General features: G+C 60.8%; 12 protein-coding genes. 11 read left to right on the forward strand and 1 reads right to left on the reverse strand.

Annotation, left to right across the window (positions count from 1 at the left end; genetic code table 11):
- Positions 1-311: 311 nt before the first annotated feature.
- Positions 312-1,274, reverse strand: a complete 963-nt coding sequence (locus CH273_RS22255) for a LysR family transcriptional regulator ArgP (protein WP_015586118.1) — start codon at positions 1,272-1,274, stop codon at positions 312-314.
- 75 nt (positions 1,275-1,349) lie between these two features.
- Here CH273_RS22255 and CH273_RS22260 point away from each other — a divergent pair, with 75 nt between their 5' ends.
- The 11 genes from CH273_RS22260 (at position 1,350) to CH273_RS22310 (ending at position 13,469) form a co-directional block, all read left to right on the forward strand.
- Complete coding sequence (locus CH273_RS22260) at positions 1,350-1,973, forward strand: LysE family translocator (protein WP_032364998.1); 624 nt, start codon at positions 1,350-1,352, stop codon at positions 1,971-1,973.
- A gap of 204 nt (positions 1,974-2,177) precedes the next feature.
- Complete coding sequence (gene argH, locus CH273_RS22265; protein ID WP_052047792.1) at positions 2,178-3,695, forward strand: argininosuccinate lyase; 1,518 nt, start codon at positions 2,178-2,180, stop codon at positions 3,693-3,695.
- Positions 3,692-4,879 carry an argininosuccinate synthase gene (locus tag CH273_RS22270; protein ID WP_015586121.1) on the forward strand — a complete coding sequence of 396 codons (1,188 nt, stop codon included), beginning with the start codon at positions 3,692-3,694 and terminating at the stop codon, positions 4,877-4,879. The genes argH and CH273_RS22270 overlap by 4 nt, the downstream gene beginning before the upstream one ends.
- Positions 4,876-5,454 (forward strand): formyltransferase family protein, encoded by a 579-nt coding sequence (locus tag CH273_RS22275; protein ID WP_032364999.1) that lies wholly within the window; start codon positions 4,876-4,878, stop codon positions 5,452-5,454. The genes CH273_RS22270 and CH273_RS22275 overlap by 4 nt, the downstream gene beginning before the upstream one ends.
- Complete coding sequence (locus tag CH273_RS22280) at positions 5,451-6,275, forward strand: enoyl-CoA hydratase/isomerase family protein (protein WP_052047791.1); 825 nt, start codon at positions 5,451-5,453, stop codon at positions 6,273-6,275. The genes CH273_RS22275 and CH273_RS22280 overlap by 4 nt, the downstream gene beginning before the upstream one ends.
- A 101-nt stretch (positions 6,276-6,376) precedes the next feature.
- A complete protein-coding gene (locus CH273_RS22285; RefSeq protein WP_033188359.1) occupies positions 6,377-7,432 on the forward strand; it encodes an asparagine synthase C-terminal domain-containing protein in 1,056 nt (351 codons plus the stop codon).
- The gene (locus CH273_RS22290; protein ID WP_015586125.1) at positions 7,429-8,172 is read left to right on the forward strand and encodes a TauD/TfdA family dioxygenase; all 744 of its coding nucleotides are present in this window, start codon (positions 7,429-7,431) and stop codon (positions 8,170-8,172) included. The genes CH273_RS22285 and CH273_RS22290 overlap by 4 nt, the downstream gene beginning before the upstream one ends.
- Positions 8,165-9,631 carry a class I adenylate-forming enzyme family protein gene (locus tag CH273_RS22295; protein WP_032365002.1) on the forward strand — a complete coding sequence of 489 codons (1,467 nt, stop codon included), beginning with the start codon at positions 8,165-8,167 and terminating at the stop codon, positions 9,629-9,631. Before CH273_RS22290 ends, CH273_RS22295 begins: the two co-directional genes overlap by 8 nt.
- A 32-nt stretch (positions 9,632-9,663) precedes the next feature.
- The gene (gene argJ / locus CH273_RS22300) at positions 9,664-10,824 is read left to right on the forward strand and encodes a bifunctional glutamate N-acetyltransferase/amino-acid acetyltransferase ArgJ (RefSeq protein ID WP_032365003.1); all 1,161 of its coding nucleotides are present in this window, start codon (positions 9,664-9,666) and stop codon (positions 10,822-10,824) included.
- Between the two features lie 874 nt (positions 10,825-11,698).
- On the forward strand, positions 11,699-12,007 hold the full coding sequence (locus CH273_RS28510; RefSeq protein WP_368665489.1) for a helix-turn-helix transcriptional regulator: 309 nt from the start codon (positions 11,699-11,701) through the stop codon (positions 12,005-12,007).
- Positions 12,008-12,617: 610 nt separating this feature from the next.
- On the forward strand, positions 12,618-13,469 hold the full coding sequence (locus CH273_RS22310; RefSeq protein WP_015586129.1) for an SAM-dependent methyltransferase: 852 nt from the start codon (positions 12,618-12,620) through the stop codon (positions 13,467-13,469).
- Positions 13,470-13,485 lie beyond the last annotated feature (16 nt).

The raw sequence follows: 13,485 nt of genomic DNA on the forward strand, positions 1-13,485 counted from the left end.
CCCGCGCCGCCGCAGGCCGTGCGTACTCCCAGTCTGAAAAAAGCTGCAGCAGTAGCTGTTTTGACGTTTTTCAGTTGTGCTGCCAGCAATCACTGCTTTTCGTACACTATGGGATCCGCGCCGATCGATACTTCGATGCGTGGTGGAGCATTCGGTCGAGGCTCAACGCCCCGCGTCGTATGCTCGGTCAGCGATCGGCGACCTTAGGCGCGCACCCGGCGGCGGACCATGCGACCGGCGTGCATCGCCGCAACTTTGGTCCAATCAGGGTGTGCAATTAGCCGTCACAGCTGGACCGATGACCGCCGGACTCACGCAGGTTCCGGTGTTGCCGCGCCGGTCACCGCATGACCTGGGGGACGGTTCGCTGTTTTTCGTTCTTTGGGTGTGTCGATCAATGCGTTATGTGCAGCATCGCGTACCCAGCCTGTGATTCTGTCGAGGGTTTCGGATGGCAGGTGCCATCGTTGCCAATACAGGGGAATGGTGACGTTGTGGTCGGGGTCGAGGTGAACGAGTGTCCCGTCGGCGAGGTCGCGTGCGATTTGTCCTTCCGGTAGCACGCCCCACCCGAGTCCGAGTCGAGCTGCAGTCAGGAATTCGCGGTTCGATGGGAGGTAGTGGATCGGGGGCTCACGGTGCGCCTTGATCTTGCGTAGATAGGCGTGTTGCAGGTCGTCCTTTTTGTCGAATCGCAGCATCGGGAGGCGGCTGGGATCGCAACCGTCGGAGTCGGCGTCGCGAATGAGTGAGGGTGCGCACGCGGGCCAATAGACCATGGCTCCGAGCGGTTCGACCGTACAGCCAGGTGCTGCGGTGCGTGAGGTCGTCACGGCGGCCATGACCGCGCCTTGACGCAGTAGAGCGTCTGTATGGTCCTGATCTTCGATGTGGAGGTCCAGCAGTATCCGTCGGTCGACGGCTATCGCTTTCATCACCGGTTGGAACCACGTCGAGACCGAATCGGCATTGATAGCAAGTGAAAAGCGCAGCGGTGCAGCAGTATTCGTTGTCGTTGAGCCGCCGCGTAGCTCAGCGTCGGCGTCGACGGTGAGGACTTCGATCTGCCGCGCGAGTCGGAGCAGGGCTTGCCCGTTTCTGGTGGGTAGTACCGGCCTGGTTCGCTGTAGCAGCGCGGCCCCCGACGCTCGTTCGAGCGCGGTAATGCGTTGGCTGACTGCAGAAGACGAGATGTGCAACGCCGTTGCAGCTCCCTCGAACGACCCTGAATCGCAGATCGCGGCAAGTGTGGCGAGCTGATCGTGGTTGTACATCCACAAATACTAAACCTAGATCAGCGATACTTAGGAAACGTGCATCGATGCTGGAGCGGTCGTACCGTTCTTGCCGTGAACAACCCCGTTCTGGCCTATCTCCCCGTCGCTATCGTCTTCGGAATAATCCCAGGTCCTGACGTCATGTTGGCGGTCAAGCACTCGCTTACCGGCGGTGTGCGTCACGGCATCGCCGTAGCTTTGGGTGCGGCGACGGGGTCGATGGCCTGGGGCATCGCTGCGGCCGTGGGGTTGGCGTCCTTGCTCACCAGCGTCCCCGGGGCATTCGACGCGGTACGTATCGCAGGTGCCGCCTACCTGGTGTTTCTAGGAATTCAGAGTATCTGGCAGCGCAAGGGCAGCTTCACCGACGTCGATGCCGCGACTTACAACGCGCACCAGCCGAAGTGGTCGCGAGCGTTCATGACCGGTTTCGTCGCGGACCTGTTGAATCCGAAAATGGGTGCGTTCTACCTGGCGGTGCTGCCGCAGTTCATTCCGCGCGACGGGAACGTTTTCGTTTGGTCCATGCTGCTCATGTCGATCGAGTTCGTGGTGGCGCTGATATGTCTGTCCTCGTACGCACTTCTTGCCTCGTCCGCTCGCCGGTTCTTGGAGAAGGGCCGCTTGGGGGCGTGGCTCGAGCGTGGACTGGGTGTTGTTCTGGTGGGATTCGGCGTCCGGCTGGCCTTCGAGTAAACACCCCCGCCGTCCGAGCCCTTCTCCCTTCGCTCTTTCAACTACTCGACCCGAGCCCGACCTGACTTGATTGTGTAACGACGCCTTGGCCCGGGTCCGCGCCCCGGGCCGTCCAATCCCGCCAGGTCTTGGCTTTGCCGTGCCCTAACCCGAACTTTCCTGTACCGAAACCGAACCATCACGCACACAGAGGGGTACCGATCAATGAGCGAAAAGCTCTGGGGTGGAAGATTCTCCACCGATATCACCGACGATGTACTTCGCTACACAGAGACAGCATCGGTAGACAGCAGAATGCTCGAACACGACCTGTGGCAGAACATCGCTCATGTTCTGATGCTCGGTCGCGCGGGAATCAACACCGAACCCGACACCAAAGCGCTTCTCGCTGGGCTGCTCGACATGGAGAGCAGCCGAGCCGACGGTGGATTGCAGCTCGACGTCCGACAAGAAGATGTGCACCTCAACACCGAATTCATGCTCATCGAACGGATCGGACCCGTCGGCGGCCGCATGCACACCGCACGGTCCCGAAACGATCAGGTGCAGACCGACGCACGCATGGTCACCCGCGAGTGGCTGCTCGATGCCAGCGAAGAACTGCTCATGTTCGTGCAGGATCTGCTCGGGTGCCCCGAGTCGGAACGAGAAGCAGTTCTACCCGGCTACACGCATTCGCAGGCAGCGCAACCGATTTCGGTAGCATTTTGGAAGGCTGCGCACGCACAGGCCTTGCTGCGTGATGCCTCCCGACTGATGGATGCCTGGAAGCGCATCAACATCAATCCGCTCGGCGCGTGTGCGCTCGCCGGAACTACATTCGCCCTGGACCGCGATTACACCTCCCGGCTTCTCGGGTTCGATGCACCGATGGTCAATGCGCTCGATGCGACGTCGACGAGGGACTGGACAGTCGAAGTAGCGGGCGCAGCTGCCAGCGGTGCTGTGAATCTATCTCGCATGCAGGAAGAGATCGTCACCTGGAGCTCGAACGAATACGCTCTCGCCGAAGTGCACGATTCGTTCGCGACCGGTAGCTCGATCATGCCGCAGAAGAAGAATCCGGTGGTTGCAGAACTGGCGCGAGGGAAGTCCGGTCGCGCGGTGGGTGCGCTGGTGCAACTGCTGGTGATGGAGAAGTCGGTCGGTCTCGGGTACAGCTGCGACCTGCAGGAGGACAAACCGGTTTACTGGGGCGCCCTCGATACGTACCTCGACACCATTCGCCTGTGCCGACGCCAGAACCTGCACACCGCGTTCGACGGTGCTCGCGGCAGAGCCCTGTGCTGGGACAACTTCTCGACCGCGACAGAGATCGCCAACATCTTGGTCTCTCGGTTCGACGTTCCTTTCCGCACAGCCCACCGCATCACCGGTGACCTCGTCAACGCCGCCCTCGCAGCCGGTCACACCCTGCGCAACGTCGCGTTCACCACCACTTTCCTCCGCGAGGAACACGACATCGACATCAGTGAGGTCGACATGAAGCAGATATGCGATCCGCTCCACACACTGCGCAGCTACATCTCTGCCGGATCCACCGGACCGACGCGGGTCTCCGAACAGCAGGAGCAAGGCCTGGCCGACGTGACCGACAGACTCGCCGAAATCCGGCAAGCCAGAACCCGCCTCTGGGAGGCGAAGGCGGAATGCCTACGAGCAGCGCGATCCGTCGTCGGCGGCGTGAGCGTGCCCGAACTCGCGATGGAGGTCGGGGTATGAGCATCGTCCTGGCATATTCCGGCGGATTGGACACATCCGTTGCCGTGCACTGGCTCAAAGAGCGCTATCAGACCGAGGTCATCGCGTACTGCGCGAACCTCGGCCAAATCGAGGACCTCGAGGCCGTCTCGAAGCGCGCAACCGCGGCCGGCGCGTCGGAAGTTATCGTCGAAGACGTCCGAGACCTGTTCCTCCACGACTATGCAATCCCGGCTCTCGCCGCCGGCGCTGCATACGAGGGAAAATATCTTCTGGCTGCACCGTTGTCTCGACCGTTGATCGCCGAGCGGCTGGTCAGCATCGCTCGCGAACGCGGTGCATCCGCAGTCGCTCACGGTGCCACGGGCAAGGGAAACGATCAGGTCCGGTTCTACACCTCCGTGCGGGCGTTGGCTCCCGAGCTCGACATCCTCGCACCTGTCATCGATTGGGAAATGACCTCCCGCGGTAGCGAAATTGCCTACGCCGATCGTCACGGTATCGATGTGGGTGTCAGCAAGACGACGCCGTACAGCATCGACACCAATATCTGGGGCACCAGCATCGAGTGCGGGGATCTCGACCTCATCGACCACGCTCCACCGCCCGATGCATGGCAGATCACGACCGCGCCGGTGCAGGCACCGGATCGTCCAACAACGATCACGATCGAGTTCGAAGCAGGCATCCCCGTCGCTCTCGACGGCCGCAAGCTCGACCTGATCGACCTGGTCAGCGAACTCGGGGACACAGCGGCCGCGAACGGTATCGGGCGTACCGAAATTCTCGAGAGCCGCATCGTCGGATTCAAGAGCCGCGGAATCTACGAAGCACCCGCTGCAACAGTTCTTCTCGCTGCACGAACCGATCTCGAAGCACTCGTACTGGACCGAGAGACGCTCCACCACAAGCGGTCCATCGCCGACCAGTACGCAGAGTTGGTCTACTACGGCTACTGGTTCACCGATCTGCGTGCAGCACTCGATGCTTACTGCGCCCGTCTGGCTCACCGCGTGACGGGCACAGTGACCGTCGAGCTGTACAAGGGCTCCGCTCGATGCATCGGCCGGACGTCCCCGAAATACGGCCGATACAGCTCGGCTCTGGCCGATTACGAAGAGGCAGACACCTTTCTACACGAAGCAGGTGCCGGATTCGCGTACTGCTGGGCTCTCCCACTCACCGAAGGAGTTGTCACTCGATGAAAGACACCCGCTCTGTTCTGCTCATCTCCGACGGATCACGGTGGGGCGAACTCGCCCACGACTTTCTCCGCCGCAGATTCGCCGACGTCGACTGGTTTGCCTGGGACTACGGCGATCCAGTAACTCGATCGTTCGATCAGTGGCACGGGTGCGACCTGCTTCTGTCCTTCAAATCGGACTTCATCCTGTCCGAGGCCACACTCGATCGAGTGCGGGAACTGGCCGTGAACTTCCACCCGGCGACCCCGAACTACCGAGGGATCGGCGGATATCGCTACGCGATCGACGACAACCAGACGCAATTCGGGGCCACCTGCCACATCATCACCCCGAAGGTAGATGGCGGTCCGATCATCGCAGTCGACCGATTCGACATCGTCCCAGGCGAATCCGAGACGAGCTTGAGCGAACGCACCGCCGCCGCCGCACTGGCTCAATTCCATCGAATCGTCACCACAATATGCAACGGCACCGCTATCAGCGCCGATCACAGCGAACAATGGGGACAACGTCTCTACACACGCCGCGCCCTCGACGCAGACCGCCGAAAGCGTGGGGAGCTGGTCGAAGCGTGAGAACACTGCACTCACCCTCCGCCACCCACGAGCCCCACGATCGGCCCAGGTCGCCCGAAGCCCATGGCGGTACTGCAGTTCGCAACGGCCCCTTGGCGATCATCGAATTCGACGGTGAAGGACACAACACGTTCTCCACAGACAAGATGCGCGGCATCACCGAGTTGGTCTGGCAGCTAGGGGACACCCCGGATGTCGAGGGGCTGGTTCTGTACGGGGGAGACGGTCGATCCTTCGGTGTCGGCGGTGACTTCAACGAAGTCAAGGACTTCACGGGAGGCTCCGAGGTCAACCGATGGATCGACGCCTGCGTGGACATGTATCGAGCAGTTCTGTCGATCTCGAAACCGACCGTGGCAGTCATCGACAAATACTGCATCGGCATCGGTCTTCAGTTGGCACTGTGCGCCGACTGGCGCATCGGAACGTCGACGTCGGACCTCCGTATGCCCGAGCTCAAGTTGGGTATCTCCTGCATACTCGGAGCTCCGCTCCTGCAACGCCGAGTAGGGCCTGCCGTGGCGAATCGAATGATCATCGGGTGCGATCGATGGCTCGGTACCACCGCACTCTCCGACGGCCTCCTCGATGAACTCGTTGCAGCCCATAGTGACCCGCTCGCTGCAGGATGCACCCGAGCACAGGCACTGGCCGAGTACCAATCGGTGCCGTTTGCCCGCACCAAGGCGTTCGTCAACCACGATCTGCTGCTCGACATGGAACGAGCCCGTATTGCAGCAATAGCCGGCCACCGAGCGGGGTTCGCTGCAGGCGATGCGGCCCAACAGAAGATGCGCACAATTGTCGGAGACAACCCATGACCCCAACCGATCATGGGTGGGTCGTCTTTTCGCACAGCGGCCGCATCCGCCGTGTTGGCGGACATACCGGCCCCGTTCTGAACCGCAACGACGGAACAGTCATGATCACGACGCCGCTGCACGGCGAATGCCGAGTCTTTCTCTCCCGCACCGATGATGCACGGACATGGGCGGTGGGAGCGCAATTCGCGGCGACCGCCGCGAGTGTCGGTCACCGCGCAGGAACCACCACGGCACTTCGCCCCGGGACGACTCTGGTCTGCTCCGCCGACGGAGAGTTGTCGGTGCACCGCGCTGTCCCCCGATCGTCGCCGTCGGGCGGTGTCCCAGGGTGTTCGCTCGAACAGGCCATGGGGTGGCTCGACCATGGATTACGCACTGCAGCAACGGAAATCGCATCGTCGGGTCGTCCCATTCGCTTACTGCTCTCCGGTGGTGTCGACTCCGGACTCCTCGCCTCCTACTTGTGGAGGGCCGGTGCCGACGTCCGTGCACTGACCCTCCGCACACCCTGGGGTGACGAAATCGACGGTGCCTCTCGAACAGCGCGCCACGTCGGTCTGCCGCTCGACGTCATCGACGTCACCGCACAGGAATCGACAGCGGCGATCTACCCGTGCATGCAGCACACTCAATCCGATGATGCAGAAGTCATCACCGTGCATCTGCTGGTGACAGTGGCCTTCGAGTTGGCGCGAGCATGTGGTGCCGACCTCGTGACCGGACTCGGCAGCGATCTGCTCAACGCCGGAAGCGATTTCGGTATGGGCGCAGTCGCCGGCGATCTGAACGAACGTATCGACGACGCCAGCGCATCAGGAATGATGGTGACCGGCCAATTCACCCCAGGGCCGCGCATGTACCACCCGTACTGGAGTCCTGCTCTACTGCACCTTCAACAGAGTGTCCCCGCTCAGCTGAAGACCGTCGACGGCATCGAAAAGTACTACCTCCGCGAGCTCGCGGCCTACCAACTGCCCCGTGAGACTGCGTTCGGGAGAAAAGTCGCAATCCACCAAGGGGCGGGTTTGTCAGCAGGGTTGGACGGCGCGCTCGGAGAACAACTGGCTGCCGTCTGTGCCCAAATCCGGGCACAGACCCTCGATGAGGTCCCTCTGGGAAACCACGATGTTGCGGTCGGCGGTGAGCAGCGGTGACGGCCACCGATCCCGGAGATCTCGCGGCAGTGGCCACCCGGGATGGATTCGCTCTGGTCGGCGACGTCGACTTCGGCAGAAGCGACTTCGAGGTCTTCGTGCAGGGGCTCGGGACTCTCGCCACACATCGGTTCGGCACCGGAAGCGCAGGTCTGCTCGATCTCGACGCAAGCCCGCTACCGGACCGCGTCGTCACCGGGCGCAGTGCCCTGCCTCTGCACACCGACGGCACACTTGTCGGGACCTGTCCCAAATACATTGCGCTGTATTGCAATGCAGTCGATCAGCCCACAGGATCCGGACGCACAGAACTCTGTCTGCAATCGGATCTACTCGATGCAACACTCCCACCGGACCTGAGCACGGTGACCGACGTGGATTGGGAGTACTACGTCACCGACCAATCCCACTTTCCCGACGTCGCGCACCGCTGGCTGTCGATTCCACCTGCAGTGCGATCAGCAACGGGGACAACGCGGTTGAACGTGGCACTCCCGTTCACCGAGGAACGGACCACCCCCGCAGGATGGTCGGTCCGTCTGGCGGGCTCGACCGAAGAAGACAGCCGGGCCGTCTTCGCACGGCTCGACTCCTACCTGCGGGGCAGTACCAGCTTCTACTCGCACGACTGGGCCCCGGGTGATCTTCTCGTCCTCGACAACGAACAGGTTCTGCACGGGCGGACAACGATCGAACCGGGCAGCGTCAGACACTTGTTCCGAGGACAGATCAATGTCTGACGCGCGAGGGTTCCTCGCCGCACTGAACAGCATGCCCCAACAGGATCAGGACGCACTTCACCAGGGACGACGCCATACGACGTTCGGGGAGCTGTCGGCCGCGGCGATGGCATGGCGTGATGCACTGGCACCGGTGATCGACGAAGGCGACGTGGTCGTCGTCGATCATCACCCCGGGGCCGCAGACTTCGTTGCAGCACTACTGGGAACGATGGCCGCCGGCGGCGTGCACCTGGCGAGCCGGACGCGGCATCCAGCATGGGACCGACTGAGCGCACTGGGCCGCCGCTGGCACGCCATTACCGACCACGACATCGACCCCGACCTGCCCGAACTGGCCTCCGTGTTCGATGCAGCAACCCGAAAGCTCCGATACTGCAACCCAACGCGTCAATGCGACGTGACCGAGCACGACACCGTGCGAGGAAGAATCCTCGAAACATCCGGATCGAGTGGTGAGCCGAAATGGGTGTACTGGACCGAGGAATCGCTGTTCGCCGACCGCACCGACTGGTGCCAGCAGCTCGGTCTGACAGCCGACGATGTGATCATCAACATCCACCCCCTCGATTTCGCGCACGGGATGGACGTTCACGTTCTCGCGGGCTTGCTCTCGGGAGCACCCACGGTGCACCTCGACGCCGGTCTCCCGGCCTCTGCCCACGCGAGAGCGATTTGCGACTGGAACGGTACCTATATGAGCGCCCTTCCCTCGCACTACGACGCGATCGCAGCGTCACCGGCGGCATCGGAGCGAATGGGTGAACACCTGACCACCGCACTGACGGGCGGGGCTCTCCTGACGCCGACCACTGCGCGACTGATCCACCAGCGGTGCGGGGTCCACCTACGCAGGCTCTACGGGGCCACCGAGTGCGGCATCATGTGCGCAGATCTGCGGCCACAGTTGCAGAGCGCGGCCGAACTGCGGCCCCTACCCGGGGTGGAGATGCGAGTGCGCCCCATCCACGGAATCGACGCAGATACCTATCGAGTGGGCGAGCCCGAATTCCGCCGAGCGCACCGAGCCGAAGGCTACTGGGGACACCCGGACCGTACACAGAGCGCATTCACGGACGGCTGGTATCGAAGCGGGGACGCGGTGATGGTCCACGACAACGGTGCCATCAACGTCCTGGGCCGCATCGATGACGTATGGACAAACAACCACGGTCAACTCTGTTCGGCAGGCGTCCTGGTCGACGAGATCACCGCACTCGACGAGGTCGACGAGGTCGTCGTCTTCGCCCCAACGGCCACAGGAGCAGACACACCGACGACAGTACTGTGCCGCCTGGCACCCACCGGGGCAGACCTCGGACGAATCCACCTTCGCGTCACCGAAGTGATGAACAGCTGCGGTCTCATCGGAAAGATCACTCTGATGTCCGACTGGCCGAAAACGTCTGTCGGCAAGCCCGACCGGCGCGCATTGCTGGCATGGTGCAGAGCGTCCTGAGTTCGACATCACACGGATCAGAAAGGGCAGACATGAGCGCCGCGTCCCCACAAGGGTTTCACTGCTGGACAACCCATTTAGGACTGGCAGACGAAGGTAAAGACGACTTCTCCATGGTCATCTCCGACAGGCCGTGCACCTCGTCGGTCGTTTTCACGAAGTCACTGTTCGCGGGCCCCTGCGTCACCTTGAGCAAGACCTCGATCGAGCAGACCAGTCCGCGCGGGGTCCTCGTGTTGGCGAAGAACGCCAACGTCGCGACCGGCGCGGAAGGGCTCCGCAACGCCAGCGAGATACGCGCATCCGTCGCACGAACCGTAGGAATCGAACCCGATGCCCTGATAATGGCCTCCACCGGAGTCATCGGAGTGCAATATCCGATGGACACCATCCGCGCCGGACTCGACGGGCTCGGCCAGGGAACACCACTCGACGCGCACGCGGTGGCCCGAGCGATCATGACCACCGACACCCGCGCCAAGGTCTCCGAACGAGCCGTCGGCACCAGCACCATCGTTGGAATCGCGAAGGGCGTCGGGATGATAGAACCGGACATGGCGACCATGCTGTCGTTTGTCTTCACCGACGCCGACGTCCCCCAGGACACGCTCAACCGAATCTTTCGTGACGTTGTCGACCGCACCTACAACTCGGTCTCGATCGACACCGACACCTCCACCAGCGACACAGCGGCGGTCTTCGCCAATGGTGCCGCCGGCCCGGTACCCGATACCGAGTTCGAGCAGGCTCTCGAGGAAGTGTGCACGGATCTGGTGAAAATGATTGCCAGCGACGGCGAAGGTGCGACCAAGCTGATCGTCACTACGGTCTCGGGTGCATCGAGCGAGCGCCAAGCGCGCGTGGTCGGGAAGTCGATCATCAACTCTCCCTTGGTCAAGACGATGATCCACGGTGAAGACCCCAACTGGGGTCGAGTTCTCATGGCTATCGGAAAATGTAGCAACGAGGTGGACATAGAACCCGACAGAATCCGAGTCGCATTCGCGGACATCGATGTGTATCCGAGCTCGTCACTCGACCAGCACGACACCGTCGAGGTGGTTCGTGAACACCTTGCAACTGCCACCGTCGAGATCAACGTAGACCTCGGAATCGGCACCGACACCTGGAGAGTGTTCGGTTGCGACCTCACCGATGAATACATTCGAATAAACGCGGACTACACCACATAGAGATCACTCCAATCACTTCACCAACAGGCCGCAGTAACGTGGAGTGGGCATCCGGCCTCGACGCCTCGACCTGTCGAAGCCGTTACAGCACGTCGCCTGTGGCCGTTGATGTTGCCGGTTCTGCCGGACTCTGGACATGAGCAAATTAAAGACCGAACACGATTCGCGCCGGGGGGCGAAAATGGCTGCAACCGATAGAGAACCTTCAAAAAGGTTCCGAGACAATGCCCATAACGACCGCAATGCCACAACTCTGATCAAAACTTCCGACCACGCATCTAGCGAAGAGCGTAGTCACGAGCTGTACACCGTGTACGGAACCGCGTGTCACGCGCCTGAACGACAGTGTATGACACGACTCACTGCGCGAATAGTCGATGGGGACAGCTTAGCGTCGATTCGGTGCGGACCAGGAGAAATTACTCGTCGACAGGTTGATCTCGAAGCCGATCCACGATTCTCCGTGAGGATTCAATACGTCTTATCGGGCGAAGTAATTCTGTCGCAGAACGGCGTCCAAATATCGCTGAAGAGTGGAGGCATTGGCCTATACTATAGCGATTACAGTTATACAATGACTGTAACCCGTGCCAGCTGTTTAGCGGTAGTCACGTTACGGCAGAGGGTGGGCTCAAGAGAAGACTTCGACGCCGCCTCGGGTCGAGGTCTTCGCGTTGTGCCAAACGCTGAAGGTACGGGGAAAATACTCTCAGATACTTTACATTCTACTTCGAGAGAAATTGGAATGCTGAACACGTTCACGGCTCATAATGTCATCTCAGCCGTTCGATTACTGGCGTGGGAAGGAATGCACCCGCCCCATGGCCACGCACCGCCTGACCAGCAATCCGGCCTCGTAGCGACGGCGCGCTTGATGATCGAGAAGAATCTTTCTGATCCCACGCTCAATCCCGACCTACTCGCGCGCAAACTACATGTATCGGTTCGTCAGCTGCATCGCGCTTTCGAGCGAGAGGAGCGAACTCTGTCCGCTTATATAGCATATGAGCGCATTGAAAGGTGCGCTGCCGATTTGATCGACCCAAGCTTACAACAGATACCGATAGGCGACATCAGTGCGCGGTGGGGGCTTAGTGACCAGTCGAGACTTTCTCGGCTATTTCGCGAGTTGAAGGGTTGCTCGCCTTCGGAATTCAGAAGGTTTTACGCGGAACCCAGCTAATTCGAGAACACATCCACCGATCAATTCCGAGTGGTCAAGACCGGAACGAAGGTTCTCGTACCGGCGCGCCGCGTCGACGTGATCGAACTCGCTGGGCAACAAGTACACGACCGGGTGACGGATTCATCAAGACAAAATTCTTGACCTTGCTCGAGGTAGTGACGGTCCGGCTATCCGTCCACGGTAGCTACCACGCAACTCCGTCACGTCCGCGCGCACTCGCGCCGATCGGGGCATCGCCTTCACGGCATAAGACGATTGATCTGCGGGTTCTCGCGGTAGACGTGGCTGTAGTCGTTGTCGACTTTGGAGGGCCCGACTCCGAGGACTTGATCGTTGGCCGGTTGCGGCTTCCATGGTCTCCTCACGGCCGGCGCAGATGGGTGCCTACCTGCACTGGACCCCGTAGGGGACTTCGACCCCACTTGTCGCACGGTGCCAAAGTTTTGTCGCTTCGCGACGAAGAGCTGTGGAGGTATTTCCGCAATTAATTTCGATAAGTAGCGTCGAAGACATCATCAAGTCGCCGACCTTGCAGGTCGCAATGGTTCATTCGACATGTCGACTTGAGATACAGAAATGATGGGGAGAACCGAAGAAGGAGACTGTGATGATCTCGGCAGATCAATATGCGCGCGATAGCTATGAACGTGAGTTGAAAGCTCACTGGGACGCTAAAACAACCGATGACATCAATCTCCTACTGGGCGCTGATGATGATCTTTACCACCATCACTACGCGATTGGCGATTTCGACCGCTCTATTCTGGATTCCGTAGGTGAGGAGCGAGAGAACGCGATTTTGCGAGAGTTGCATCGAATGGAGAATGATCAAGTCGGACTGATCCTCGACGCCCTCGGTCCTTTGCCGCCCAACTCTCGCGGCATGGATGCCGGGTCAGGTCGCGGGGGAACATCTTTTCGTCTCGCTGGAGCGACGGAGAGCCGAATCGACGGCGTCAATTTTTGCGAACATCACGTCGCGTTCGCCGAGCAGATCGCACGCAAACGCGGTTGGGATAGCCGCGTTCAATTCCACCTCGGGAACATGCTGCAGGCACCATTTCCTGATCACACTTTCGATTTCGTGGTCTCAAACGAGACGACGATGTACGCCGACGCGTACGAAGCAATGGCCGAGTTCTCCCGCCTACTGCGACGGGGCGGTCGCTACGTAATGACCACCTGGTGCCGCAACGACGCAGTCGACCCACGCTCGGACGCGACAAGGCAGATCGATGAACATTACGTATGCCGAATGCACCGCCGAAGCACTTACTTCAAGGCCTTCGCGGCAAACGGCCTGATTCCGTACCGCGTGGCTCAGTACACACACGAAGCTATGCCGTACTGGGAGCTACGCAACAACAGCAAACTCCGCACCGGCGTTGAGGATGCGTTCCTCAGCGGCTACAGCGACGGTTCACTGAACTACCTAGTGATTGCGGCCGAACGCATCTGAGACATCCACCCGGAAA

The sequence above is a fragment of the Rhodococcus sp. 05-339-2 genome, assembly GCF_002258965.1.
In the GTDB taxonomy this organism is placed as follows: domain Bacteria; phylum Actinomycetota; class Actinomycetes; order Mycobacteriales; family Mycobacteriaceae; genus Rhodococcoides.